This window comes from Nocardiopsis moroccensis, from assembly GCF_055763695.1.
The window spans coordinates 2,981,868-3,006,100 of the sequence record NZ_CP199747.1 but is presented as its reverse complement, the minus strand read 5'-3'; the positions used below and the strand labels follow the sequence as shown (position 1 = coordinate 3,006,100).

The window sequence follows — 24,233 nt, the reverse complement described above, 5'->3', positions numbered from 1 at the left end:
AACTCGCGCCCCTCGGTGTCGTGCTCGTACCCAGTGAGGTGAACACCGAGATCGAACGGGGGAGGGAGACCTATCAGGACATTCCCGTCCGTTTCCTCCGTCAGCTGGGCCGAGATAGCCATTCTGTCCGAGGAAGAGGTCTGGACGCAGATCGAGGTCAAGGCCCAGATGGGCGGAGACCCCACCAGTCATATCGGCGAGTGTGCCGTCATCGCCTGTGCCAGGCACCGGGACATGATCGCGGTCCTGGATGAACGCGCCGCGGTCGCACAGGCAAGGCGGTTTCGCGTGCTCACGCATGACACGTTGTGGATCGTGGTCGAGGCGTACAAGGAGCTCTACCAGAGGGACCGTGCTCTGGCCGCTCGTGTGGTGGACGACCTGCTGTCCACCGGCATGTTCCTGCCAGTCCCCTCGGGCGGGAGCCTGTTCTCCTGGGCGTACGAGGAAGGCCTTCTTCCCTGACCCCGGCCCACTGGGGTCCACGCCAGAACCGAACCAGGCGCCCGGTCTGTCCCGGCCATCTGGCTCTGCTTTCAGTGCAAGGACCGGGCGCTCCCTCTGCGAAGACGTTCGTCCGCCTACGCGCCGAGTGTGCTGATGGACAGCGGGGCAGTGCTGTGCAGCGCTTCCCACCTGGCGTTGTGCGCGACCGGCCACAAGCTGGCCGCCCAGGTGACCTCCTGCTCCTCTGTGGTGAACTTCCGGCCCCGAATCTCCTGGTAGGTCGTCAGGAACGCCTCGGAACTCTCGATCAGCGCCAGCCTGTGAATCCCGGAGTTGGCGAAGGTCCCGCTGGCGGCTCCCGCGAGTGCGGCCTCCGGTTGCCGGCCCAGCACGACGGAAGCGAGTTTCCGGGTCGCTGCGCAGGGTTCCAGAAGTCTCAAACTACTAATAATCTACGTTGTAAAGGTGCGGTGGGCTTTTCCACGGATGGCTCGGACACGGGCGGAACATGGGCTGAGCCAGGCTCCCGGTCTGCCCCAGGTCACCTGGCTCCACTATCCCTTTCCGGAATCCGAGTCGGAAGAGAGCGCTCTCCGCGGATCGGCAATCCCACAGGAGCGCTTCCCGCCGCCTCTCAGTCCTTGAGTTCCCGGTAGGTGGCGTGGTCGAAGTCGGCGTGGCAGCCCGTCCCGGTCAGGTCGTGCACCCACAGCCCCAGGAAGGCCCCGGTGAAACCCCAGACGGTGGCGGTCTCACCGTCGGCCGCCTTCTCCGCCGCGTAGTCGTCGGACAGGATGCTGGCGTCCAACATCCCGCCCACCCCGATCCACTCCCGCCCGTCCCGGGAGAGCGAGAAGCGCAGCTCCGCCCCGTCGATCTCGGCGCGCAGGTGGAACCTCTCCCACCCCCGCACGTCCACCCGGCCACCGACCTCGTGCACCCGACCGCGGTCGGAACTGAGTACCCCGGCGAACAGCCCCTCCCGCTCGTCGAACCCGACGTGCAGGTAGTGCCACTGCCGCATGTTGTAGTACGCGGTCAGCCCGGCCATCCGCTGGAAGGTGTCGGTGGAGAACTCCATCACGGTCTCCAGCACGCACCGCTCGTGCTGCACCCGCCGGGCCACCAGGCTCGGTCGACGCGTTCCGGACGGCGACTCCCCGCCCCGGACACGCAGGTGCCCCGGACGTTCGGTCAACGACACCCACTCCTCGTCCGCGTGGCGCCGCAGCGTGCTCCACTCCGGGCGCAGCACCGGAGCGTCGAAGTCGTCCCGGGCGGGCGCCTCCGGCCAGGGGTGCGGCGCCAACGCGGGCCCCTCGACCTCCTCGTGCGGGACTCCGCCCGCCACCCTCGGCCACCCCTCGGCCCACTCCACCCGTTGCAGCGCAGTCTCCCGCCCGCGCACGCACCGGCCGCGCTCGGTGAGCGGACGCGAGGCCAGGTGGGCCAGGAACCACTCGCCGTCCGGGGTGGCGACCAGGCTCCCGTGCCCGGCCTTCTGCAGTCCCAGGGACGGGTGCTCGCGCGAGGACAGCATCGGTCCGGCCGGGTCCACCTCGTACGGCCCGGTGATCTCCCGGGACCGGGCCACCGTCACCTGGTGGTCCCACTGCGTCCCGCCCTCGGCGGTCACCAGGTAGTACCAGCCGTTCTCGCGGTACAGGTGCGGCGCCTCGGTCACCCGGGCGGAGGTGCCCTCGAAGACCATCCGGGGCCGGCCCAGCAGCCGCATCCGCTCGGGGTCCAGTTCCTGGAGCACGATCCCGGCGAACGCTTCACGCCCGGGCCGCCAGTCCATCACGTTGGTGAGCACCCAGCTCCGGCCGTCCGAGTCGTGGAACAGGGACGGGTCGAACCCCATCGAGTGGATCGGTACCGGGTCGCTCCACGGCCCCTCGACCGAACGGGCCGTGGTCACGTAGTTGGGGGTGTCCCAGAAACCTCCGGCGTAGTTCTCCACATCGGTGAAGATCAGATGGAACACCCCGTCCCGGTGGGACAGGCAGGGCGCCCACACGCCCGCGCCGTCCCGGTGCCCGGTCAGGTCGAGGAGGCGGTCCCGGTCCAGGATCCCGCCGAGGGGACGCCAGTGGACCAGGTCGCGGGAGTGGTGCAGCAGCACCCCCGGGCTCCACTCGAAGGTCGACGTCGCCAGGTAGTAGTCCTCGCCGACCCGCAGGACCGACGGGTCGGGGTGGAAACCGGGCAGCACCGGGTTGGTGATGGTGCCGGCGCGGACACCGGCGGCGGAGGAGGTCGTCATCTCGGCCTTTCGTCAGGGACGGATTCGGGGTGTCGGGGACGGGCTCGGGCGGTGGGGTGCCGGCATGGTCGGGACGCCACGGGCGTGCCCGGGGCAGGGGGACACGGCGCCCGTGCCGGGGGGCTACTTGCCGAAACCGGCGGCCAGACCGCTCAGCAGTTGCCTGCGGCCGAACAGGTACAGGGCCAGGATCGGCAGTGAGGACAGCACCACCGCCGCCATCAACCCGGGCACGTCGGTTCCGTACTGGGTCTGGAACGCCCACAACCCCAGGGGCAGCACCCGGTTGGACTCGCTCTGGGTGAGCACCAGGGGGAAGATGAAGTTGTTCCACGCGTTGAGGCCCACGAAGATCGCCACCGTCATGACCCCGGGGCGGGACAGCGGCAGCACCAGGCGGACGAACACCTGCCAGGTGGGCGCGCCGTCCAGGGCCATCGCCTCGTAGAGCTCGCCGGGCACGTCCCGCAGCGAACTGGTGAGCACCACGATGGAGATCGGCAGGGCGAACGCCGAGGTGGGGAGGATGATCGCGGGCAGGCTGTCGTACAGGTTCAGCCGGGTGATGATCAGGTAGATCGGGATGATCACCGCCTGTGCGGGAACCGCCAGCCCCAGCAGGAACAGGGTGAAGCTCACCCGGACGGCCCGGCTGCGGCTGCGCACGATCGCGAAGGCGGCGGGCACCGCCACCGCCAGCACCAGGGCGATCGAACCCAGGGCCACGATCAGGCTGTTGGTCAGGAACCCCAGGAACCCGACCTCGAACACGTTGCGGTAGTTGTCCAGGGTGAGCGACCCGGGGACGGACAGCGGACCCTGGGACATGTAGTCGCCCGGGCCGCGCAGACTGGTGGCGACCAGGTAGTACAGCGGGACGGCCACGAGGACCAGCCAGACGGCGGCTCCGATCCCGGCGCCGTAGGCGGGCCTCCTGCCCGGGCCGGTCATCGGCCGTGTTCGGGCGGCCATGTCACATCCCCTCCCTCTGGCTGGTCATCCGGGAGTAGCCGGTGACCCGCACGACCAGCAGGGACAGTCCGGCCCCCAGAACCACCAGGAGCACGGCGATCGCGCTCGCGTACCCCATCTGGAAGGCCGCGAAGCCCTGGTTGTACATGTGCAGCGGCAGGATGCGGGTCGCGTTTCCCGGGCCGCCGTTGGTGAGCAGCAGGACGGTCTCGAAGTAGGTCATCGAGCCGACCACCATCAGCACCGACGAAGCGATGACGGTGTGCCTGAGCTGCGGGACGGTGATGCGCAGGAAGCGCTGCAGGCCGGAGGCGCCGTCGAGTTCGGCCGCCTCGTACAGGGACTGCGGCACCTGTCGCGCGGCCGCCTGGTACAGCAGCATGTGGAAGGGCAGGAACTGCCACAGCAGGATGAACACGATCGCGTACAGCGCCAGCGAGGAGCTGCCGAGCACGTTGCTGTGGGTCAGCCCGAAGGCGTCGCGGACCTGGGCCGGGACGCCGAAGCTCGGGTCGAGCAGGGCCTTCCACACCAGGGCGATCGCCGCCGTGGACAGCAGCAGCGGCAGGAAGAAGACCGCGCTCACCACCGCGCGCACGCGCTGGTGTCCGGCGGCCCACACGCCGAAGGCCAGGGCCAGCGGGGTCTGGGTGGCCCAGCACAGCACGGTGAGGATCAGTGTGATGCGCAGACCCCCGCCGACCTGGGCGTCCCCGGCCAGCGCCGACCAGTTGTCCAGGCCGGTCCACTCGGGGGAGCCGATACCGCTCCAGGAGGTGAAGCTCAGGTAGGCCACGACGGCGACGGGCCCCAGGCCGAAGAGGCCGAAGAACAGCAGGGCCGGAGCGACCCAGACGAATCCGGGCCGCTCCGTGGCGGACGTTCTCACCGGAGGCTCTCCATGTCCTGTGCGAACTCCTCCGGGGTGAGGTCACCGAGGAAGAGCAGTTGGAGGTTGGTCAGCATCGCCTCGGCCGCGTCCGGGGCCAGGGCCTGGTCCCAGGACTGGGTGAAGGTCGGCGCTTCGGAGACCAGTTCGTGGGTGAAGGTGGCGAACTCGGCGTGGTCACTCTCCTGGAGCTGGTCCTCGATGCCCTCGACGGCGGGGACCTGGCCGGCCGCGATGAGCTCGTCCACGTACTCGTCGGAGGCCATGGTCTCGACGAGGAAGTCGACCGCCGCCTCGGTGTGTTCGCTGTCGCTGTTGACCGAGAAGTAGTTGCTGGGGTTGCCGACGATCGCGCCGGGTTCGCCCGCGCCACCCTCCAGCGCGGGGAAGGAGGTGAAGCCGAGGGCGCCGCTCTCGACGAACTCGGGGTTGTTCTCCATCTGCTGGGCGAGGTCCCAGCTGCCCATCAGGAACATCGCGGACTCGCCGGTGGCCAGGAGCGCCGAGGCGCTGCCGTTGTCGTAGTCGATGGAGCTGAAGTTGTTGCCGAAGGCGCCCCGCTCGACCAGGTCCTGGCACATCTCCATGGCCTCGAGGACGGCGGGGTGCTCCCAGGCGCCCTCCTCCCCGTCGGAGATGGCCTGGAACACGTCGGGTCCGCCGACCCGGTCCACCAGGTAGGAGAACCACATCAGCTGGGTCCAGCCCTGGGCGCCGGGGAGGGTGATCGGGGTGACGCCCTCCTCCTGGAGGACGTCGACCGCCTCGTACAGGTCGTCGATGGTCCTGGGCGGTTCGAGTCCGGCCTCGTCCAGGACGTCCCTGTTGTAGTACATGACGACGGGTTGGACCCCGAGGAGCGGGACCCCGTAGTAGGAGCCGTCCACGGCGGCGACGTCGAGGACGCTGGGCAGGAAGGAGTCCCGGAACTCGGGGTTGTCCTCCAGGGTCTGGGTGAGGTCGTACACCTGGCCCTGCGAGGTGTACTGGGCGAGGTTGCCGCCGCCCCAGTTGAAGAACACGTCGGGGGCGTTGGGGGAGCCGAGAGCGACCTGGAGGCGCTGTTTGTAGGCGTCGTTGACGAAGGTGACGAGTTCGGCAGGGGTCTCGTGCGAGCCGTTGTGCGCCTCGATGCCCTGTTCGACGATCTCGTTGACCGCGGCGTCCTCCAGCGCCCAGACCTGCATGGTGTCCCCGGATCCGGGGCCGGAGGTACCGCAGCCGGTGGCGAGGAGGAGGGACAGGGCCAGGGAGGTGCTGCCGATCACACGTGTCCGATGGGTGCGACTCATGGCGTGGAACCGTTCTTCCGTCGGTCTGGGGGGAACCGAAAGCTTTCGAAATGTTTCCGATAGCTTTCGAGAAGGCTGACGCTAAGCCGTCCACGGTTTTCCGTCAAGAGGCCCTCTGGTTGCGAGGAGGTTGCGGTGCCTGAGGGCGAAAAGTTTCGGGATAGAATCCCTCGCAGAGAATCCAGGGGAGCCCGTTCCCCCGACGACGAGGAGGCACATGGCGAAGCGACGCCCCACCCTGGCCGAGATCGCTGGTGAAGCGGAGGTCTCCGTCTCGACCGTCTCCAAGGTGATCAACGGTCACCTCGACGTCGCGGCCGACACCCGGCGCCAGGTGGAACGGCTCCTGGAGCAGCACCGGTACCAGCCGCGTCGCCACCGGGGGCGGCGCCCCGTCGGCCTGATCGATCTCGTCTTCCTCGACCTGGGAAGCCCCTGGGCGATGGAGATCCTCACCGGCGTCGAGGAGGTCACGCACGACGCCGGGTCCGGGGTCGTCGTCTCCGCCGTGCACGACCGCAAACGCAGCAGGCCCGGGCGCAAGTGGCTGGACAACCTCCAGGCCCGGCGCTCCGACGGGGTGGTCCTGGTGCTGTCCGAACTCTCCTCCCAGCAGCAGGCCCAGCTCGACGCTCTCGGGATCCCCGTGGTGATCGTGGACCCCGTCGGCGACCCCGCTCGCGAGGTCCCGGCGGTGGGCGCCGCCAACTGGGACGGGGGGCTCACCGCCACCGAACACCTCATCGGCCTGGGGCACCGGCGCGTCGCCATGCTCAGCGGACCGCCGGACGTCATGTGCAGCCGGGCCCGCGTGGACGGGTACCGCAGCGCCATGCGCGACGCCGGGCTGCCCGTCCCGGAGGGCTACGTGCGCCACGGTGACTTCATGGCCGGGACCGGAAAACAGCTCACCGAGGAGCTGCTGGACCTGCCCGAACCACCCACGGCGATCTTCGCGGGCTCCGACCAGATGGCCCGCGGCGCCTACGAGGTCCTGTACAAGCGGGGCCTGAGCGTGCCCGACGACGTCTCGGTGGTGGGGTTCGACGACCTGCCCGAGGCCCGGTGGGCGACCCCGCCGTTGACCACCGTCCGCCAACCGCTGCGCGACATGGCGCAGATGGCCACCCGGATGCTGTTCGACCTGGTCAACGGCAACGAACCCGAGACCACCCGGGTGGAGCTGGCCACCCGCCTGGTCGAGCGCGACAGCACGGCCCCGCCCAAGGGGTGAGGCTGCCGGGGTACCCGGTGCGGCTCCTCGGGCTCCCCGGGCTCCTCGGGGTTCCCGGACCCCTCGGGTTTCCGGGCCCCCGGGGGCACCGGCGTCGCGAGGCGGGTTCGACGGGGCGGGGAGGAGGCGGGGGCGCGCCCCGTCGAACCCTCGGGCCGACCGGATCGCGAACGGTCGGCCCGGTCTGCGCCCGGACCGACTTCGGGGCCGGTCCGGGCGGGTCCGGTCCGGTTACCAGCTGGACTTGGTGACCCCGGGCAGTTCGCCCCGGTGGGCCATCTCCCGGAACCGGATCCGGGAGAGCCCGAACTTCCTCAGGTGCGCGCGGGGGCGGCCGTCAACGGCGTCGCGGTTGCGGACCCGGGTGGCACTGGCGTCGCGGGGCTGGCGGCGCAGTTCGGCGACGGTGGCCGCGCGCTCCTCCTCGCCGGTGTGCGGGCTTTTGATCAGCCGCTTCAGTTCGGCGCGCCGCTCGGCGTAGCGGGCGACGACCTCCCTGCGCTGTTCGTTGCGGGCGATCTTGCTCTTCTTGGCCATCAGACCCTCTCCCCTCGGGCACGGATGTCGGCGACCACGCGTTCGATGCCGCGGGCGTCGATCACCTTCATCCCCTTGGTGCTCAGCCGGAGTTTCACGAAGCGCTGTTCGCTGGGCAGCCAGTACCGCTTGTTCTGGATGTTGGGGTCGAAGCGGCGCTTGGTGCGCCGGTGGGAGTGGGAGACGGCGTGGCCGAAACCGGGCGCCTTCCCGGTCACCTGGCAGACACGGGACATGGGTTCCCCTCCTTCTCTGTGGTTGCTCTGTGGTTGGTCGGGCTCTGCGGCCGGTTCGCTCTGGTCCGGTCGGTGGCCCCGGTCAGTTCTGCTTGGTCGAGGACGGGTAGGGCAGCAGTGCCATCTCCCGGGCGTTCTTGACCGCGGCGGCGATCAGGCGCTGCTGGCGTGCGGTGACGCGGGTGACCCGGCGGCTGCGGATCTTGCCCTTCTCCGAGATGAACTTGCGGAGCAGGACGGTGTCCTTGTAGTCGACGTGGTCGGCCTCGCCCAGCGGATTGGCGAACCTGCGCGGGGCGCCGCGCCCAGCGGAGCGGCGGGCCTTGGGTGGCATGGGTGTTCCTCACCTTCTCTTACGGGGTTCGGTCCCCTTCCGGGGGCGGGCTGCTCAGATCGCGTCGGCGAAGGGGTCCTCGGCCAGGGGGCGCCCCGACTCCCCGTCGGTGAGCAGGCAGGAGTCGAGCAGTTCGACCAGCCGGTCGGCGTCCAGGTCGATTCCGGTGAACGCCAGGTGCTGGCGGCGGTCGCCGACGACCGGGTCCCAGTCCAGGAGCGCGGAGGCCCGGCGGGTCTCGGAGACCATCTCGGCGGCGGCCTCGGGCAGGGCTCCCAGCCAGGGCCCGCCGCTCTCCAGGATCAGGGCGTCGTTGTAGGCGTCCCAGACCAGGAGGGTGTCGGGCCTGCTGGCCAGCCAGATCCGGCCGCGCCCGCGCATTCCCGAAGCCACGATCCGCTCCAGTGCCTCGTGCAGGCGGACCGGGTGCAGGGGGCGCTTGCGGGTCCACACGAGGGTGCTGACCCGGCCGTCGGACATGTCGGAGTACTGGGCCCAGGCCGGGTTGAGCCGGTTCGCGGCGCTCTCGGGGTCGAAGCGTCCCTCGGTGAGGGCGACCAGTCCGCTGCCGGGCGGGACCACCACGGCGGCCGGGTTGAGGTGTTCGATGATCGCGCGGGCCTCGTCGCGGTGGCGGGAGCCGTGCAGGGTGAGCACCGTGGGGTACTCGATCTGGTGGGCGAGAACCTCCGCGACGGTTCGTTCGTCCTCCACGGCGATGTCCAGGGACCGATCGGCCAGGTCGTCGTGGCCGGACAGGTCGGGCAGCAGGCGTTCGGAGTCCACCGCGGTGACGACGGCGGCCAGGCGGAGTTCCTCCTGCGAGGCGACGGCCTCGGCCACCGAGCGCGGTTCGACCCCGTCCCAGGACTCCACCACGCACAGGGTGTGCTCACCGCGTTCGGCCAGTTCCAGCAGGGTGGGGATCAGGTCCTCGCGCAGGGTGCAGGAGGCGCACAGGTGGTCCAGGTCGACCGGGCTGTGGTCGAGGACACCCCACCGGTCCCGGGTGACGCGGTGGACGATGCCCTCGGCGATGCCGTCGAGGTCGTGGTGGACGGCAATGGACCCGGGGACGGCGGTGATGAGGTCGTCCACGGTGCTGCGGCGTGCGAGCCGGTGCAGCCCGGAGGCCACGACCACGCGCAGGGGTGCGGTCACTTCTTTCATCGGGGAAGACCCTCCCAGTGCTGAAAACGATAACCATTATCGTAACGCACGCGTGCGGTCCCCGGGACCGGGAGGGTGGGGAGATCATGGAGGCGGGGTGCGCCGGGCCGGCCCTGGGCCGGGGCGCGTTCAGTCCCGGGTGCTGTAGCCGTCCGCGAGCGCGCGCAGCACCTCGGAACAGCCGTCTTCGACCGTCAGGGTCGCGACGTCGTCCATCCGGGTCGCGCCACGGTTGAGGATCACCACGGGTTTTCCCTGGCCGGCGGCGTGCTTGACGAACCTCCGGCCGGAGAAGACCGTCAGCGAGGAGCCCGCGACCAGCAGACCGGACGCCCGGTCCACCAGGGCGTAGGCCTCCAGGACCCGGGGTTTGGGCACGTTCTCGCCGAAGTACACGATGTCCGGTTTGAGGACGCCGCCACAGGAGGAGCAGTCGGCCACCCGGAACCCCTCGGTGGAGGCCAGCACGGCGTCGGCGTCCGGGGCCACCTCGATGTCGGCCACCCGCTCGGCGAAGCCGGGGTTGAGTTCGGTGAGGCGCTCCGCCAACTCCTCGCGGCCGGTCACCGTACGGCAACCCAGACAGATCACCCGGTCGTAGCGGCCGTGCAGGTCGATGACCCGGCGGCTGCCCGCGACCCCGTGCAGGGTGTCGACGTTCTGGGTGATGACCCCGGACACCACCCCCGCGCGTTCGAGGTCGGCGAGGGCATGGTGGCCATCATTGGGGCGGGTGTGCTCGACGTGGCGCCAGCCGACGTGGTTGCGGGCCCAGTAGTGGCGCCGGAACGCGGCGTCGCCGACGAACTCCTGGTAGGTCATGGGTTTGCGCGGCGGTGAGTCCGGTCCTCGGTAGTCGGGGATACCCGAGTCCGTCGACATCCCCGCGCCGGTCAGCGCGACCACGGGCCCCCTGCCGAGGACCTCGCGCATCCGGGCGGCGGCCTCACCGGGACCGCGGACGTGGAGCGTGTTCGTCACCCTTCGAGGGTATGCCGTCGCGGCCGACCTCTTCCGCCGCCGGTGCCCGGGCCGGTAGAATCCATGGCGCAGGCCTCGACCCGCTCCGGTTCCCCGGTGTGCGGTCCGAGGCTTTTTTCATGCCCACCAACGCCTCCGGAACCCCCGTCCCCCGAACCGCGCAGACCCCCGGCCGGGAAGCCGCATCCGGCCCGCCCGCAGCGGACCTGCCCCCGTTCCGCTCCCTGCTCCGCACGGTTCTGGCCAGGGCCCTCCCGCTCTACCTGGCCATGCTCACCTCCCTGGCCGCGAGCCTGGTCGGAGCGTTGGCGCTCAGCCATGCCCGCACCGCTGAACTCGCCGCCCACGCCCTGGTCACCGCCGTGCTCTCGCCCGCCGTCATGGCGGTCCAGGGGGCCCTGCGCGGCTCGATGCCCTTCGTAGCGCGCAGCGAGGACGACCCCCGGGCCCTGCGCGGCGTGGTCCGGGACGGCGCCTGGCTCGCGCTGCTGCTCGGCGCCGCGGCGGCCCTGGCCGTGCTCTGCGTCCCCCTCCTGGCCGACGTGGTCGGGGTGGTGGAACGGACCAGATCGGCCCTGGGCGTGTACCCGCTGTTCGTCGCCGCCCACGCGATGACCGCCGCCCTCGCCGCCTCCGCGACCACCCTCCTCGTCGCGCTCGGTCGCAACCGGTCCGTGCTCGTGCTGAGCCTGGTCGGTGCGGCGCTGGCGGTCCTGCTCACTCCGGTGCTGGTTCTGGGGCCGGGACCGCTGCCCGCCCTGGGACTGACCGGGGCGGGGTTCTCCCTGCTGCTGAACGGGGCGGTCCTGCTCGCCCTGAAGGCGTACGCGGTGCGGCGGGCACTGCCGGAGGAGGCCCGGGACTGGTTCGGGGCGCCCCGCTGGGCTCGCGTGCGCGAGATCGCGCGGGTGGGGCTGCCCTCCGGGGCGACCCTGCTCATCAAGTCGGTGTCGTTGGGTGTGCTGGTCGTGGTGGTGGCGCGGGCCAGCGCCGAGGCGGCCGCCGCACACCAGTTCCTCGTCCTGCTCGCGAACCTGCTCTTCTTCCCCGCCCTGGCGGCCGGCCAGGCCGTGGTTCCGCTGGCGGCCAGGGCGGCGGGCCGGGGCGAGCCGGGCCTGGTGCGCCGCACGGTGTGGGCAGGGTACGCGGTGGCGGCCCCGGTCAGCTGCCGCTGTGGTTGTTTCCCGCTCCGCTCACCGGTCTGCTCAGCCCCGACCCCGCGGTGCGGGCGGCGATGGCGGCCGTGCTGCCCCTCCTCGCCCTGGCCGTGTCGGCCGACAACGCCCAGGTGCTCTCCGGGATGGGGCTGGTCGCCCTGCGGCGCACGGCCCCCTCGATGTACACGTTCGCCCTCTGTTACGGGGGACTGGTGCTCGCGGCGGCGCCCCTGGTCGCGGTCGGCGGCCTGACCCTGTTGTGGGCCGGGTACGCGGTGGCCGCGGTAGGGCTGGTCGTCGGCCAGGCTGGCGCCTTCTGGCGGATCAGTGGGAAAGCGGACGTCGACGGTTGAGGGTGCGGCGCATCCGTGGTGCCAGGTGAGGTGCGAAGCCCGTAGCGCCCCAAACCCGGCCGACAGAGTGTCCGCTGCTTCCGAAAACAGCTGAACCGCGGTGACGCTTCTATGTCAAGTGGCGGGCTGAAGAGAGACAACAGCCCGCTCTCTCACCACTTGATCAGCGACCATCGCCCGATACACCACATCCATCAAATGCCGCTTCAACGCCCGATACGCACCCTTGGTGCCCTTGGCCTCCTGCCGGGAACGCACGAACTCCCGGGCCGGCCCATGGAACCGGGCCTGCACCACAGCGATCGAGTGCAGCGCCCGGTTCACCTGCCGGTTCCCACCCCGATGCAACCGGTGCCGCTGGCGCCCCGAGGAGAACACCGGGATCGGCGCGCACCCCGCCCACCGGGCCATCCTCGCCGAGGTCTTGAACCGCGACACGTCCCCTACCTGCGAAAGCAACACCGCAGCCCAGACCACACCCACACCACGAATCCCCAACAGGTTCGGCGCCAACGGCTCCACCAACTCCTTGAGCCGCCGCTCCACCCCAGCGATACGCACCAACAGCGTGTGCACCTCACCCAGCTGCTCGGCCAGCGCCCATCGCACCACCTCACCCAGCTCGGCCCCCTCCACCAGCGCACGCACCCGTCCCACCTTGGCCCGGGTGGCCAACGCACCCTTGCCCAGGTTGTGGTCCAGTTCCCGGTGCAGCATCGCCAGCACCCGGTTGGTCAGGGCCACCCGCCGCCGCACCAGGTCCTGGCGCAGATCCACCAGCACACGCACCTGCCGCACCAGCGGATCGAGACGGTGGCGGGCCAGATCAGGGTCGGCCATCGCCGCGCGGGCCACCGCCACCGCGTCGATCACGTCGGACTTGGCGCCCACCGCCCCGCTCAGGCGGCGGTGGGCGGCCATCGCGCGCGCCGGCACCCACACCACTTCCTGGCCCGCCCCCAACAAGGCGTCAGCGATGGCCCGGCCCAGCCCGGGGCCGCCCTCGATCGCCCACAACACCGGGGCATCGCCCGCCAGAGGGCGGATCCAGGCCAGGAGCTCGCCCAGGGCCTGCGGGCCCGCGGTGACCTTCTTGGCAGTGCCCAGCCGGGTGCCGTCATCGGCCAGCGCGAGGGCCTGGTGCATGTTCTTGTGCGGATCGATGCCCACTGTCACCATGGTGGTGTCCTGTCTTTCCTTTGTTCAGGAACGGGACGACTACCAGGGCCCTGGCCCGGGGGACAGATCTACTGTGAGTTATCGGCTGCACAGGCTTCTATGAGGTCACTCCCGCGGCCAGGGTCTTGGCCTGCGGGTGCTGGTGGACAGGTCACGACAAGGTCCACGTGGGACAGATCTTGCTGGAGTCACCCCAGCCCCGCTGTCGGGCGGCTCCCGTCGAAACCCTCCCGACACACACCAGGATGAACCAGTAGATCTTGCTACCAGGGGCAACTTCGGCGCCCATTTCGCTTCTGGTAGCAAGATCACCGCGAAAAAGGGGCCCAAACCTGCTCGGGCTCTTCATAGCTGACCACCACGCGTCCCACCTGGCCGGGCCCGATGACGGTGAACCCCGACAGCGAATCAGGACCGGCCTGTGCGGTACGGGCCCGGTACAGGTCCGCTCCCGTGCCGAACCGAGCTCAGAGGGCGAAAAGGAGGAACAGGGCGGCGGCGGTGAGGACGGCCCCGAGGCAAACGTAGAACACACCGGTCCTCATGGAGGCAAGGAGAAGAGCCGCCACCATCGCGGTGAGGAAGGTGAAGTTCTGGAGCCCGTTCTTGGTGAGCTCCACGTCCTGCCTGCTGGCCCGGGCGGCCTCCTCGGAGTCCAGCGGGCTGAAGGAGGCGCCGATGACGAGCAGGGACAGGGACACCAGCAGGTACACCCAGGTCGCGGGAACCCTTGACCTCTCCATGTCAGGTCACCCCCAGGAGGAATCCGAAGCAGACGACCGAGAAGGACGCGCAGATGATCAGTGGAGCCCTGTGGCGCCACATGAGGCGAAAAGCGAGAAGCTGGAGCACGAGCGAGAACGACACGAGAACGTGCGCCAGTTCGTACTCCGTGAGTCGCACGTACTCATCGAAATAAGTCCCGTTCCAGTACGCCCAGTCCTCCTCCATCAGTCCCAAGGTGAGGAGGAACAGGGAAAGGAACAGGAGAACCAGGTAGAACGACATCCTCATGGAGCCGTCTCCGCGCCTCGTCCGATCCGGTGCCCGGACATCGTGGCCCTTCCTCGGCCGGTACCGCAGCGGCCCCGACCAGAACTTCGGATCGGTGGCCGCACGCCGCAGTGCCTGAGCCCCCGGTACGGCGCGCCCACCAATGCCGGTGCCAGCCACGGGCCGCTCCGCCCGCGGCCCCGCACCGGTTCCTGGTCAGGCGGTGTGGACGATCTGGAAGACCTCGGCCAGAGCGCCCTCGGGCAGACCCGCCTCGGCGGCGTTGGCCGCCATCCACTGGCGCAGCATCGGTTCGAGTTCGGTGATGTCGCCGATCTGGCTCTCGTGCGAGGCCAGCGCCGCCATCTTGCGGTCGAAGACCCCGGTGATGTCCGAACGGTGGTTGGTCTTGGGGCCTCCGGCGACCCACACCTCGGGGACGGTCCACGGGGCCAGCCCCTCCTCGGCGAGGAGCTCGCGGTGCGCGTGCGGGTTGCGCGCGTCCGGGTAGACCGCGTTGAGCGCCGCCTCCCCGGTGGCCATGTGGTCGGGGTGGCTGGCGGCGATGCTGTCCCAGTCCCGCTCGGGGCTGGGGATGACCACACGCTGGGGCCGCACCTGCCGGATGACGCGGGAGACGTCGCGGCGCAGACCGAGCGAGGCGACCACCCGCCCGTCCGGGTAGCCGAGGAAACGCACGTCCTTGACCCCGACCTCGGCCGCGGCCCGGCGCTGCTCCTCCCGGCGCATCGCCGCGATCTCCGAGCTGTCCAGGGTGATCTCGTCCCCGCCGGCCTCGCCGTCGGTGACCATCAGATAGACCACCTCGGTCCCGGCGCCGGTCCACAGGGCCACGGTCCCCGCACAGGCGAAGTCGGCGTCGTCGGGGTGGGCCATCACGACCAGTGCGCGTTCGGGCACGTCAGACACCGGGGCTCCTTTCGCTGCGGGTGTTCCCGCGTTTTCGAGGTCGCCCCCATCGTACGAACCGCCTCCCCGCGGCGCTTCCCGTTTTCCGCCGGGCGGTCCGCCCTGTCCACTTCCGGACAGGGCCGGGACCGGCCTCCATGGGCTCGCGCCCGCACCTCGCACGGACGCGGACGGCCCCGGCCGACCCGCCCCGCACGGGGACGGGCCGGCCGGGGCGGGGAACGCCTGCCTCAGCCCAGCTGGACGATCAGGTCGCCGCCCTCCACCCGGCGGACGCCGTCGATGGCCAACCGGGAGACCACACCGTCCTGCGATGCGGTGATCGAGGCCTCCATCTTCATCGCCTCGATGGTGGCGACCGTGTCACCGGCCTTGACCTCGTCGCCCACGGCCACGACCGGGGTGACCACGCCCGCGAAGGGCGCCGCCACCTGCGAGGGGTCGTTCCGGTCGGCCTTCTCCGCCTCGGGCACGTCCGAGGCCAGCGACCGGTCCCGGATGTGCAGCGGCCTCAGCTGGTCGTTGAGGGTGGTCATGACGGTGCGCATGCCGCGCTCGTCCGCCTCGCTCACCGCCTGGAGCCCGATGAGCAGCCGCACACCCGGCTCCAGGTCCACGACGTGCTCCTCGCCCTCGCGCAGACCGTAGAAGAAGTCCTTGCTGTCCAGCACGCTCGTGTCGCCGTAGGCGGCGCGGTGCGACTCGAACTCCTTCGTCGGACCCGCGAACAGCAGCCGGTTCAGCGTGGCGCGCGGCTCCTCGGCCAGACCGGCCCGGTCCGTCTCGGTGAGCGGGGTGGTCTCGCGGGCCTCGCCGCGCCCGCGCAGCGCCTTGGTGCGGAACGGCTCGGGCCACTCGCCCGGGGGGACCCCCAGCTCACCACGGAGGAAGCCCACCACAGAGTCGGGCACGTCGAACCGGTCCGGGTCCTTCTCGAACTCCTCGGGGGAGACCCCGGCGCCCACCAGGTGCAGGGCCAGGTCGCCCACCACCTTGGAGGAGGGGGTCACCTTCACCAGGCGGCCCAGCATCCGGTCTGCGGCGGCGTACATCGCCTCGATGTCCTCGAACCGGTCGCCCAGCCCCAGCGCGATGGCCTGCGTGCGCAGGTTGGACAGCTGACCGCCGGGGATCTCGTGGTGGTAGACCCGGCCGGTCGGGGAGGCCAGACCCGCCTCGAAGGGCGCGTACACCCGGCGGACCGCCTCCCAGTACGGCTCCAGCTCGTTGACCGCGTCCAGGGACAGCCCGGTGGGGGTGGCGGAGTGGTCGAAGGCGGCCACGATGGCCGACAGCGACGGCTGCGAGGTGGTGCCCGCCATCGACGCCACGGCGCCGTCCACGGCGTCCGCGCCCGCGTTGACCGCCGCCAGGTAGGTGGCGAGCTGGCCGCCCGCGGTGTCGTGCGTGTGCACGTGGACCGGCAGGTCGAACTCGCTCCGCAGCGCGCTGACCAGGCGGGAGGCGGCCGGGGCGCGCAGCAGCCCGGCCATGTCCTTGATGGCGAGCACGTGTGCGCCGGACTCCACGATCCGCTCCGCCAGCTTCAGGTAGTAGTCCAGCGTGTACAGCTTCTCCGACGGGTCCGACAGGTCGGCGGTGTAGCACAGCGCCACCTCGGCCACCCCGGTACCGGTCTCGCGGACCGCGTCGATCGCCGGGCGCATCTGCTCGACGTCGTTGAGTGCGTCGAAGATCCGGAAGACGTCCACGCCGGTCGCGGCGGCCTCACGCACGAACGCGTTGGTGACCTCGGTGGGGTAGGGCGTGTACCCGACCGTGTTGCGGCCGCGCAGCAGCATCTGCAGGGCCACGTTGGGCACGGCCTCCCGCAGCGCCGCGAGCCGCTCCCACGGGTCCTCGGCGAGGAAGCGCAGCGCCACGTCGTAGGTCGCGCCGCCCCAGCACTCCAGGGAGAGGAGCTCGGGCAGGGTGTGCGCCACGGCGGGCGCCGCCGCCAGCAGGTCCTGGGTGCGCACCCGGGTGGCCAGCAGCGACTGGTGGGCGTCCCGGAAGGTGGTGTCGGTGACCCCCAGGGTGTCGGAGGAGCGCAGCCACCGCGCGAAACCCTCGGGGCCCAGTTCGGCCAGGCGCTGCCTGGACCCGGCGGGCGGAGCGCCCTCGGGCACGGCGGGCAGCTTGGCGACCGGGTCGATCAGCTGCGGGCGCTCCCCGTGCGGCTTGTTGACCGTCACGTCGGCCAGGTAGGTGAGCAGGCGGGTGCCCCGGTCCGCGGAGGGGCGCGCGGTCAGCAGCTGGGGGCGCTCCTCGATGAACGAGGTGGTGGCCCGGCCCTGCCGGAAGTCCTCGTCCTCCAGTACCGCCTGGAGGAAGGGGATGTTGGTGGAGATCCCGCGGATACGGAACTCGGCGACCGCGCGCTGGGCCCGGCTCACCGCCGTGGCGAAGTCGCGGCCCCGGCAGGTGAGCTTGACCAGCAGGGAGTCGAAGTAGGCGCTGACCTCCGAACCGGCCGCCGCGGTCCCGCCGTCCAGGCGGATCCCCGAACCGCCGGGGGATCGGTAGGCGCTGATCGTCCCGGTGTCGGGCCGGAACCCGTTGGCCGGGTCCTCGGTGGTGATGCGGCACTGCAGGGCGGCGCCGTGCAGCACGATCGCGTCCTGGGACAGGCCCAGGTCGGCGAGGGTCGCACCGGAGGCGATCCGGATCTGCGACTGCACGAGGTCGACGTCGGTGACCTCCTCGGTCACCGTGTGCTCCACCTGGATGCGCGGGTTGAGCTCGATGAACACGTGCTGGCCGTCCCGACCCACCAGGAACTCGACCGTGCCCGCGTTGCGGTAGCCCAGCTCCCGGGCCAGGCGCACCGCGTCGGCGCACATCCGGTCACGCAGCTCCGGGTCGAGGTTGGGCGCCGGGGCCAGCTCCACGACCTTCTGGTGCCGCCGCTGCACCGAGCAGTCGCGCTCGTACAGGTGGATGACGTCCTCGCCGTCGGAGAGGATCTGCACCTCGATGTGGCGCGGATCCACCACGGCACGCTCCAGGAACACCGTGGGGTCGCCGAAGGCCGTCTCGGCCTCGCGCATGGCCGCCTCGATGGACTCCCGGAGCGCGCCGGCCGTGTCCACGCGGCGCATCCCCCGGCCGCCGCCGCCCGCCACGGCCTTGACGAAGATGGGGAAGCCGATCTGTTCGGCGGCGGTGAGCAGTCCGTCCACGTCGGTGGAGGGCTCGGTGGAGTCCAGGACCGGGACGCCCGCGCGCTTGGCGGCGGCGATGGCGGTCGCCTTGTTCCCGGTCAGCTCCAGGACCTCGGCGGGCGGGCCGACGAAGGTGATGCCCGCCTCCGCGCAGGCCCTGGCCAGGTCGGGGTTCTCGGAGAGGAACCCGTACCCGGGGTAGACGGCGTCGGCGCCCGCCTCCCGCGCGGCGCGGACGATCTCGTCGACCGACAGGTACGCCCGGACGGGGTGTCCGGGCTCACCGATCTGGTAGGCCTCGTCGGCCTTGAGCCGGTGCAGCGAGTGGCGGTCCTCGTGGGGGAAGACCGCGACGGTCCGCGCCCCCAGCTCGTGTCCCGCGCGCAGTGCGCGGATCGCGATCTCACCGCGGTTGGCCACCAGTATCTTCTCGAACATGCCGGATGCCTCCTGGACTCCGTGGTGCGGTGCTGGCATGGTCCGGCGCCGTTGCCGGTGGCCGCGCCGGGGTACCGCTCCGTGGAAGCGGTGCCCCGGTGGGGCCCGGAGGAACCCTAACGAGAAAGGTCGGCGGCGTGTGCGGGTGGGGTTGCCCCGGCGCCGGTTCGCGGTGTGTCCGGGCGTTTGGGGAGGTCGGGCCGGAGGGGGACCGCCGAGCCACCGGTGGGAGGGGTGGAGGCGTCGCCGGTGCCGTCCGGAGCCCTTCAGCCCGGGTGGTGGTCCGGGGCGTCGCGGCGGCGGGGGTCGGGTTCTCCGGGCCCGGTTCCCCGGGGGAGTGGTCCCAGGCCGTCGCCGACGGTGGTGAGGGCTTTTCGGACCAGGGCGGTCATGCTCGCACCGTGCCCTTCATCGGCGGCGAACTGTTCCGCGGCCACCCTCAGCGCCGCGTTGATCGCGGCGGCCTGGACCCGTACGGACAGGGTGTCGGGTGCGGCCCCGGCGCGTTCCGCGACGGCCTCGGCGAAGACGCCCTCGGCGGTCTGGTGGACCGTCAGCCACACGGCCATCAGCCCGGGTTCGGTACGGGTCATCCGGATGAGGTCGACCGTCGGGGCGCCCAGCGCTGTCCGGTCGTCCTCGTCCAGGGCGCCCGAACGCTCCAGGTGCTCGGCGAGTGAGAGGTCGGCGGGCCACGAGCGCAGTCGGTCCGCCATGAGGTCGAGCCCGCTGGTGAGCAGCGGGCGCACACAGCTCTCCTTGCTCGGGAAGTACCGCCACAGGGTGCGGGTGGAGATCCCGAGCTCGCGGGCGATGTCGTCCCCCGTGGTCGCGGTCACCCCCTTGGCGGTGAACAGCTCCACGGCGGCCCGGGCGATCTGCATACGCATGATCTCCCGGCGCCGCCTGCTCATGGGCGGCCTCCCCCGGGCCGGCGGTGCGGGGGAGGGGTTCGGGGTACGGGGCACGTGCCCTCCTCCGGGTGGCTTCTCGACGGTTCGGACAACTCTACTGACCTGGGGTCCCAGCACAGAATAATTGTCTTTCAGCGACAAAAAGTCTTATATTGACAATATTAGTCGCAGTGACCGTCCGGATCCCGCGCACCGCGGGAATCCGTGCGCAGAACCCCGCAGGGGAGAACAGAGGGAGTCATGACCGCATCGGGTCTGACCGGGAAGAACGCCGTCGTCACCGGGGGCGGCTCCGGAATCGGGCGGGCGAGCGCGCTGCGTTTGGCCGGGGAGGGCGCCAGGGTTCTGGTGGCCGACCTGGACGGCGCCTCCGCCGACAGCGCCGTCCAGGAGATCCGCCACGCAGGGGGGACGGCGGAGAGCGTCGCGGGCGACCTCAGCCGCCAGGAGGTCGTGGACGAGGTCGTCGCCACCGCCCTCGACCGCCTTGGCGGCATCGACGTCCTGGTCAACAACGCCGGGATCATGGACGACATGTCCGCGACCGCCGACGTCACCGACGCCCTGTGGGAGCGGCTCATCCGGGTCAACCTGACCGCCCCCTTCCTGCTCACCCGGGCGGTCCTGCCGCACATGGTCGAGCACGGCCGGGGCTCCGTCGTCTTCACCGCCTCCGAGGCCTCCCTGCGCGGCAGCGCCGCCGGGGCCGCCTACACCGCCGCCAAGCACGGGGTGGTGGGGCTCGTGAAGTCCACCGCGGTCATGTACCGGGACCAGGGGATCCGGGTCAACGCGGTCGCCCCGGGCGGCACGGCCACCGGAATCAGGGTCGACGCGGACGCCCAGGCGCCCGGCCCCGCCGTTCTCGGCCGCTACATGGGCAACATGGGAGAGGTGGCCCGAGCCGACGAACTGGCCGCGGCCATCGTCTTCCTGGCCTCGGACGCCGCGAGCAACGTCAACGGCGTACTGCTCCCGGTGGACGGCGGCTGGTCCGCGGTCTGATCGGGGCGGGCCCGGCCCGGAGCCCGACACCGCGGGCCCTTACCCGGACCCGCGGCCGCATCGGGCCCCGGGGCCGAGCACGTCTGTTCGGCCCCGCGGGTGTCAGCTCCGCGGGCGGGGGTGCTTCGGCAGCACCGCGACCGGCACCGTCGCCGAGTGCAGCACGCCCTGGCTCACCGAACCCAGCAACAGGCCCCGCACGCTGCCCCGGCCCCGCGATCCGACCACGATCAGGTCCGCGTCGTCAGCCGCCTCGACGACGGCCTCCGCGGGGGGCCGCTCACTGCGCACGACGGAGACCTCCACGCCCTCGGTCCCGCCCGGGACCCGCTCCAGCATTTCCGCCACCATCTTCCGGGAGCGCTCGTCCAATTCCTCGCTCGGGGGAGCCCAACCGCCCCCGACCAGGGACCCGGGGTCGAACGGCAGCTGGACCCACCAGCTGTGCACGACCACGACCGAACCGCCCTCGACGCGAGCGGCCTCGCGCAGCGCGAAGTCCAGCGCCCGCCGTGAGTACTCGGAGCCGTCCACACCCACCACGATCCGGTGCGGTTCCGTCGGCTCCGCCGGCTCCGTCGCCTCGGAGGCGGGCACCACGAGCACCGGGCACTCGGCCCGTGCCGCCAGCCGCACGCTCACGGAGGAGTCCAGGGCCGAGCGGGCGGCGCCCAGGCCGCGGGAGCCCACGACCAGGAGGTCCTCCGGGCCGCTCCTGCGCAGCAGCGCCGTCGCGGGGTCCTCCAGGGCCAGGACCTCCTCCACCTGCACCCCGGGCCGCAGTTCACGCGCGCGCTCGGACGCCTCGCCCAGCAACCGGTGGCCCTGCGCGGTGATCTCCTCCGAGGGAGGGAACCGGGTGGAGCCCGCGTACATCGACGCCACCAGCGGCATCGCCAGCGCGCACACCACGTGCAGCGGCCGGCCCCGGCGGTCGGCCTCCGCCGCCGCCCAGGCCAGTGCCGCGGACGCGGTCGGCGACCCGTCCACCCCCACCATCACCTTCGGCGTGACCGTTCCGTCCTCAACCATGACAACCTCCTTCAGTGAACACCGCGAGCGACGCGGTCCTCCCCGGAAGTCTTCCATCCGGTCGGAGCCGGGTCGCGGCGCCCCGGCCGTCGCGCGGCCCCCGCCGCAGCCGGGCGCGGGCGGTACCCGCGGTCACGTCCACGACACTCCCGGGCGGACCCGCCGCCCCACCGCGTGCGTTGCCCGCTTGCAGCTTGTGGCGACCGACGGCTCCGGCAAGGATGGGGACGGGGCCGCGCCCCGGCCCCGGAACCCGCCCCAGCGCCGTACCGGAAGGCATCCGTGGACGAGCACTCCGCCATCACCGTCGAAGGTCTCCGGGTCCGCTACCCCGGCACCGACCGGCCCGCCGTCGACGGCATGGACTTCTCCGTCCGGCGCGGTGAGGTCTTCGGCTTCCTCGGGCCCAGCGGTGCCGGGAAGTCCACCACACAGAAGGTACTGACCCGTCTGCTGCGCCGCTACGAGGGCGGGGTGCGTGTCCTCGGCCGCCCGCTGGAGGCCTGGGGACAGGACTACTTCGAACACGTGGGGGTGGGGTTCGAGCTTCCGGCCGGGTACGGCCGGCTCACGGCTCGGGAGAACCTCGCCGCCTTCGCCTCCCTGTACCGCGGCCCGGTCGCGGAGCCCGAGGAACTCCTGGCCGCGGTGGATCTGCTCGACGCCGCCGACCGGCGGGCCGCCGACCTGTCCAAGGGCATGCGCATGCGGCTCAACCTGGCCAGGGCGCTGGTCAACCGGCCTCGGCTGCTGTTCCTCGACGAGCCGACCAGCGGGCAGGACCCGGTCCGCGCGGAACTGCTCCGCGACCTCGTGCGCGCCGAGGCCGCGCGAGGGTGCACGGTCTTCCTCACCACTCACGACATGGTCACCGCCGACCGCCTGTGCGACCGGGTCGCTTTCGTGGTCGAGGGCAGGATCGCCGCCGTGGACACCCCGCGGGGCTTCCGGCTCGGCTACGGAAGCCCCGGCCTGGTGGTGCGGGTGCGCGGGCGTGCGCCCCGGCAGATCGCCGCGGACGCCCTGGCCGACGACCCCGAACTCCTCGAACTGCTCAGGCGGGGCGAGGTGGAGACCCTGCACACCCGGGAGGCCACGCTGGACGAGGTCTTCACCCGGATCACCCGGGAGCGGTTGTGACCCGGTTCTCGGCGGCGTGCGCCCTGGAGGCCCGGGTCCAGGCGCGGCACGGGATCGTCGGGATCGCCGCCGCGCTGGCCGTGCTGTGGACACTGGTGCTGTGGGTGGTCCCGGCCCAGGCGTCCGGTACCGTCGCCGCCTATCTGCTGTTCCTGGACACGGCGGGGTTCGGCGCCCTGTTCGCCGTGGTGCTGCTGCTCCTCGAACGTACCGAGGGCACGCGCGCGGCGCTGTCCGCCACCCCGCTGCGCCCCGGGGAGACGGTGCTCGTCCGGGTCGGCTCACTCACCGCCCTGGCTCTGCTGGTCGCCGTTCCGATGACCGCGGCGGCCTCCCGGGGCCGCCCGGCCGACCTGCTGTGGTCGCTTCCGCTGGTCCTGTCCGGGGTGGCCCTGACCTCTGTCCTGCTGCTCTCGGCCTGTCTGGTGGTCGGGGTCCGCCGCCGGAGCGTGCAGGGTTTCCTGTTGAGCGTCCCCCTGGCCGTCGCTCCGCTGCTGCTCGTTCCCCTGGTGCACCTGACCGGGCTCGTCCGGCATCCGGTGGTGTACGCGGTCCCCACCACGGCGGGTGCCGAACTGATCCGTCTGGGGGCCGTGCCCGGTGCCGCGGTCGGTTCCCCGGTCGTGTGGGGCACGGCCGGGGCGTACGCGCTGCTGTGCGCGGCGGCGGCCCTGCTGGCCGCGGAGCGGGCGCTGTCGTCCGCGGCCGGGGGAGCAGAGCCCGGAGCGGGGCCGCGCCGACGGCGGCCCCGGCGGGCACGGACCTCCCGGCGGAACCGCCTCACGGGACGCGGTTCGCTCCCCGCGCTGGTCCGCTTCGCCCGGGTCGACCTGATCGGGGTGGGACGCGACCCGCTGTTGCTCCTGGTGTGCTGCGCCCCGGTACCGCTGGCCCTCGCGCTCCGCTTCCTGTATCCGCCCGCCGCGGAACTGGTGCGCGACACCTACGGCTTCGACCTGGCCCCGCTGACCCCGGTGCTGCTGGCGGCCCTGGTGCTGTTGCACGTCCCGATGATGCTGGGGATGGTGAACGGTCTGCGCGCGGTGGAGGACGGCGACGAGGGGATTCTTCCGGCCCTGCGGGTCTCGCCGTTGTCACTGCGGGCCTATCTGGCCTATCGAACGGTTCTGCCCGCGGTCCTGTCCCTCGTCGGGTTGGCCGCGGCCCTGCCGTTGAGCGGCTTCGTGACACCCGGTCGGCCCTGGGGGACGACGGTCGCGCTGCTACTGGCCGCGGCGCAGGCCGCCCTGGTCACGGCGGTGATCATGGCGTGGTCCCGGGACAGGGTGGCGGCCCTGGTCGTGGCGAAGGGTGTCGGTGCGGTGCTGACGCTCACTCCGGTCGTGGTCTGGGTCCTGCCCTCGCCCTGGAACCTGGCCCTGCTCGTGTCGCCGCCCTCGTGGGCGGTGCTGGCCGTGCCCGGTTACGACGCCGGTCCGCTGCCCCCGTGGGCCTGCCTGGTCGGGGGCGCCCTGGTGACGGCGGTGGCGGTGTGGCTGTTGCTGCGGCGGGCGGCGCACCGGGTGGACGGCCGGGTCTGACCCCGGGCCGAACGCCCTTCACGCCGTCT

General features: G+C 71.6%; 24 protein-coding genes. 7 read left to right on the top strand and 17 right to left on the bottom strand.

Features of this window, described 5'->3' with window-relative positions; translation table 11 throughout:
• The first annotated feature begins 168 nt into the window (after positions 1-168).
• Positions 169-465, top strand: a complete 297-nt coding sequence (locus ACUKCB_RS13380) for a PIN domain-containing protein (protein WP_473040810.1) — start codon at positions 169-171, stop codon at positions 463-465.
• Between the two features lie 116 nt (positions 466-581).
• On the opposite strand, the gene ACUKCB_RS13375 is transcribed toward ACUKCB_RS13380, so the two are convergent.
• From ACUKCB_RS13375 to ACUKCB_RS13355, 5 genes are all read right to left on the bottom strand, one after another.
• Positions 582-887 carry a hypothetical protein gene (locus tag ACUKCB_RS13375; RefSeq protein WP_473040809.1) on the bottom strand — a complete coding sequence of 102 codons (306 nt, stop codon included), beginning with the start codon at positions 885-887 and terminating at the stop codon, positions 582-584.
• A 194-nt stretch (positions 888-1,081) separates the two neighbouring features.
• Positions 1,082-2,713 carry a glycoside hydrolase family 43 protein gene (locus tag ACUKCB_RS13370; RefSeq protein ID WP_473040808.1) on the bottom strand — a complete coding sequence of 544 codons (1,632 nt, stop codon included), beginning with the start codon at positions 2,711-2,713 and terminating at the stop codon, positions 1,082-1,084.
• 123 nt (positions 2,714-2,836) lie between these two features.
• Positions 2,837-3,685: a carbohydrate ABC transporter permease gene (locus ACUKCB_RS13365; RefSeq protein WP_473040807.1), complete on the bottom strand. Its 849-nt coding sequence runs from the start codon at positions 3,683-3,685 to the stop codon at positions 2,837-2,839.
• A gap of 1 nt (position 3,686) precedes the next feature.
• Positions 3,687-4,574, bottom strand: coding sequence for a carbohydrate ABC transporter permease (locus ACUKCB_RS13360; RefSeq protein ID WP_473040806.1), 888 nt, complete (start codon positions 4,572-4,574; stop codon positions 3,687-3,689).
• Complete coding sequence (locus tag ACUKCB_RS13355; RefSeq protein WP_473040805.1) at positions 4,571-5,866, bottom strand: ABC transporter substrate-binding protein; 1,296 nt, start codon at positions 5,864-5,866, stop codon at positions 4,571-4,573. The genes ACUKCB_RS13360 and ACUKCB_RS13355 overlap by 4 nt, the downstream gene beginning before the upstream one ends.
• Positions 5,867-6,083: 217 nt before the next feature.
• Between ACUKCB_RS13355 and ACUKCB_RS13350 the strand changes: the two genes are divergently transcribed.
• On the top strand, positions 6,084-7,100 hold the full coding sequence (locus ACUKCB_RS13350; protein ID WP_473040804.1) for a LacI family DNA-binding transcriptional regulator: 1,017 nt from the start codon (positions 6,084-6,086) through the stop codon (positions 7,098-7,100).
• A gap of 231 nt (positions 7,101-7,331) precedes the next feature.
• Here ACUKCB_RS13350 and rpsN read toward each other — a convergent pair whose 3' ends face one another.
• The 5 genes from rpsN to ACUKCB_RS13325 all read right to left on the bottom strand — a co-directional run bounded on the left by rpsN (position 7,332) and on the right by ACUKCB_RS13325 (position 10,358).
• Entirely contained in the window at positions 7,332-7,637 is a 306-nt protein-coding gene (rpsN, locus tag ACUKCB_RS13345; RefSeq protein WP_473040803.1) for a 30S ribosomal protein S14, read from the bottom strand.
• Positions 7,637-7,873, bottom strand: coding sequence for a 50S ribosomal protein L28 (rpmB, locus tag ACUKCB_RS13340; RefSeq protein ID WP_191273157.1), 237 nt, complete (start codon positions 7,871-7,873; stop codon positions 7,637-7,639). Before rpmB ends, rpsN begins: the two co-directional genes overlap by 1 nt.
• Positions 7,874-7,955: 82 nt before the next feature.
• The gene (gene rpsR / locus ACUKCB_RS13335) at positions 7,956-8,207 is read right to left on the bottom strand and encodes a 30S ribosomal protein S18 (protein WP_473040802.1); all 252 of its coding nucleotides are present in this window, start codon (positions 8,205-8,207) and stop codon (positions 7,956-7,958) included.
• A 54-nt stretch (positions 8,208-8,261) separates the two neighbouring features.
• Positions 8,262-9,377 (bottom strand): CobW family GTP-binding protein, encoded by a 1,116-nt coding sequence (locus ACUKCB_RS13330; RefSeq protein WP_473040801.1) that lies wholly within the window; start codon positions 9,375-9,377, stop codon positions 8,262-8,264.
• A 129-nt stretch (positions 9,378-9,506) separates the two neighbouring features.
• The gene (locus ACUKCB_RS13325) at positions 9,507-10,358 is read right to left on the bottom strand and encodes an NAD-dependent protein deacetylase (RefSeq protein ID WP_473040800.1); all 852 of its coding nucleotides are present in this window, start codon (positions 10,356-10,358) and stop codon (positions 9,507-9,509) included.
• A 119-nt stretch (positions 10,359-10,477) separates the two neighbouring features.
• Here ACUKCB_RS13325 and ACUKCB_RS13320 point away from each other — a divergent pair, with 119 nt between their 5' ends.
• Complete coding sequence (locus tag ACUKCB_RS13320; RefSeq protein WP_473040799.1) at positions 10,478-11,767, top strand: MATE family efflux transporter; 1,290 nt, start codon at positions 10,478-10,480, stop codon at positions 11,765-11,767.
• Positions 11,728-11,868, top strand: coding sequence for a hypothetical protein (locus tag ACUKCB_RS13315; protein ID WP_473040798.1), 141 nt, complete (start codon positions 11,728-11,730; stop codon positions 11,866-11,868). The genes ACUKCB_RS13320 and ACUKCB_RS13315 overlap by 40 nt, the downstream gene beginning before the upstream one ends.
• A 114-nt stretch (positions 11,869-11,982) precedes the next feature.
• Here the strand turns inward: ACUKCB_RS13315 and ACUKCB_RS13310 are convergent, their stop codons facing one another.
• The 6 genes from ACUKCB_RS13310 to ACUKCB_RS13285 all read right to left on the bottom strand — a co-directional run bounded on the left by ACUKCB_RS13310 (position 11,983) and on the right by ACUKCB_RS13285 (position 19,486).
• A complete protein-coding gene (locus tag ACUKCB_RS13310) occupies positions 11,983-13,047 on the bottom strand; it encodes an IS110 family RNA-guided transposase (protein ID WP_473036352.1) in 1,065 nt (354 codons plus the stop codon).
• A gap of 467 nt (positions 13,048-13,514) precedes the next feature.
• Positions 13,515-13,790, bottom strand: a complete 276-nt coding sequence (locus ACUKCB_RS13305) for a hypothetical protein (RefSeq protein ID WP_473040797.1) — start codon at positions 13,788-13,790, stop codon at positions 13,515-13,517.
• A 1-nt stretch (position 13,791) separates the two neighbouring features.
• On the bottom strand, positions 13,792-14,061 hold the full coding sequence (locus ACUKCB_RS13300) for a hypothetical protein (protein ID WP_473040796.1): 270 nt from the start codon (positions 14,059-14,061) through the stop codon (positions 13,792-13,794).
• Positions 14,062-14,256: 195 nt separating this feature from the next.
• On the bottom strand, positions 14,257-14,970 hold the full coding sequence (locus ACUKCB_RS13295; protein WP_473040795.1) for a PIG-L deacetylase family protein: 714 nt from the start codon (positions 14,968-14,970) through the stop codon (positions 14,257-14,259).
• 230 nt (positions 14,971-15,200) lie between these two features.
• Positions 15,201-18,572 carry a pyruvate carboxylase gene (locus tag ACUKCB_RS13290; protein ID WP_473040794.1) on the bottom strand — a complete coding sequence of 1,124 codons (3,372 nt, stop codon included), beginning with the start codon at positions 18,570-18,572 and terminating at the stop codon, positions 15,201-15,203.
• A 266-nt stretch (positions 18,573-18,838) separates the two neighbouring features.
• A complete protein-coding gene (locus tag ACUKCB_RS13285; protein WP_473040793.1) occupies positions 18,839-19,486 on the bottom strand; it encodes a TetR/AcrR family transcriptional regulator in 648 nt (215 codons plus the stop codon).
• A 240-nt stretch (positions 19,487-19,726) separates the two neighbouring features.
• On the opposite strand from ACUKCB_RS13285, the gene ACUKCB_RS13280 reads away from it, so the two are divergent.
• Positions 19,727-20,491: an SDR family NAD(P)-dependent oxidoreductase gene (locus tag ACUKCB_RS13280; protein WP_473040792.1), complete on the top strand. Its 765-nt coding sequence runs from the start codon at positions 19,727-19,729 to the stop codon at positions 20,489-20,491.
• Positions 20,492-20,593: 102 nt separating this feature from the next.
• On the opposite strand, the gene ACUKCB_RS13275 is transcribed toward ACUKCB_RS13280, so the two are convergent.
• A complete protein-coding gene (locus tag ACUKCB_RS13275; RefSeq protein ID WP_473040791.1) occupies positions 20,594-21,523 on the bottom strand; it encodes a universal stress protein in 930 nt (309 codons plus the stop codon).
• Positions 21,524-21,805: 282 nt separating this feature from the next.
• On the opposite strand from ACUKCB_RS13275, the gene ACUKCB_RS13270 reads away from it, so the two are divergent.
• Both ACUKCB_RS13270 and ACUKCB_RS13265 read left to right on the top strand, forming a co-directional pair.
• Complete coding sequence (locus ACUKCB_RS13270) at positions 21,806-22,663, top strand: ABC transporter ATP-binding protein (protein WP_473040790.1); 858 nt, start codon at positions 21,806-21,808, stop codon at positions 22,661-22,663.
• Positions 22,660-24,204, top strand: coding sequence for a fluoroquinolone export ABC transporter permease subunit (locus ACUKCB_RS13265; RefSeq protein WP_473040789.1), 1,545 nt, complete (start codon positions 22,660-22,662; stop codon positions 24,202-24,204). The genes ACUKCB_RS13270 and ACUKCB_RS13265 overlap by 4 nt, the downstream gene beginning before the upstream one ends.
• The last annotated feature ends 29 nt before the right edge of the window (positions 24,205-24,233 follow it).

What these genes read in the sequence shown, in the direction of transcription:
- ACUKCB_RS13380 (WP_473040810.1), top strand. Translation starts at nt 169, where the DNA reads ATGGGCGGAGACCCCACCAGTCATATCGGCGAGTGTGCCGTCATCGCC.
- ACUKCB_RS13370 (WP_473040808.1), bottom strand. Translation starts at nt 2,713, where the DNA reads ATGACGACCTCCTCCGCCGCCGGTGTCCGCGCCGGCACCATCACCAAC.
- ACUKCB_RS13365 (WP_473040807.1), bottom strand. Translation starts at nt 3,685, where the DNA reads ATGGCCGCCCGAACACGGCCGATGACCGGCCCGGGCAGGAGGCCCGCC.
- ACUKCB_RS13355 (WP_473040805.1), bottom strand. Translation starts at nt 5,866, where the DNA reads ATGAGTCGCACCCATCGGACACGTGTGATCGGCAGCACCTCCCTGGCC.
- ACUKCB_RS13350 (WP_473040804.1), top strand. Translation starts at nt 6,084, where the DNA reads ATGGCGAAGCGACGCCCCACCCTGGCCGAGATCGCTGGTGAAGCGGAG.
- rpsN (WP_473040803.1), bottom strand. Translation starts at nt 7,637, where the DNA reads ATGGCCAAGAAGAGCAAGATCGCCCGCAACGAACAGCGCAGGGAGGTC.
- rpmB (WP_191273157.1), bottom strand. Translation starts at nt 7,873, where the DNA reads ATGTCCCGTGTCTGCCAGGTGACCGGGAAGGCGCCCGGTTTCGGCCAC.
- rpsR (WP_473040802.1), bottom strand. Translation starts at nt 8,207, where the DNA reads ATGCCACCCAAGGCCCGCCGCTCCGCTGGGCGCGGCGCCCCGCGCAGG.
- ACUKCB_RS13330 (WP_473040801.1), bottom strand. Translation starts at nt 9,377, where the DNA reads ATGAAAGAAGTGACCGCACCCCTGCGCGTGGTCGTGGCCTCCGGGCTG.
- ACUKCB_RS13320 (WP_473040799.1), top strand. Translation starts at nt 10,478, where the DNA reads ATGCCCACCAACGCCTCCGGAACCCCCGTCCCCCGAACCGCGCAGACC.
- ACUKCB_RS13310 (WP_473036352.1), bottom strand. Translation starts at nt 13,047, where the DNA reads ATGGTGACAGTGGGCATCGATCCGCACAAGAACATGCACCAGGCCCTC.
- ACUKCB_RS13305 (WP_473040797.1), bottom strand. Translation starts at nt 13,790, where the DNA reads ATGGAGAGGTCAAGGGTTCCCGCGACCTGGGTGTACCTGCTGGTGTCC.
- ACUKCB_RS13300 (WP_473040796.1), bottom strand. Translation starts at nt 14,061, where the DNA reads ATGAGGATGTCGTTCTACCTGGTTCTCCTGTTCCTTTCCCTGTTCCTC.
- ACUKCB_RS13290 (WP_473040794.1), bottom strand. Translation starts at nt 18,572, where the DNA reads ATGTTCGAGAAGATACTGGTGGCCAACCGCGGTGAGATCGCGATCCGC.
- ACUKCB_RS13285 (WP_473040793.1), bottom strand. Translation starts at nt 19,486, where the DNA reads ATGAGCAGGCGGCGCCGGGAGATCATGCGTATGCAGATCGCCCGGGCC.
- ACUKCB_RS13280 (WP_473040792.1), top strand. Translation starts at nt 19,727, where the DNA reads ATGACCGCATCGGGTCTGACCGGGAAGAACGCCGTCGTCACCGGGGGC.
- ACUKCB_RS13275 (WP_473040791.1), bottom strand. Translation starts at nt 21,523, where the DNA reads ATGGTTGAGGACGGAACGGTCACGCCGAAGGTGATGGTGGGGGTGGAC.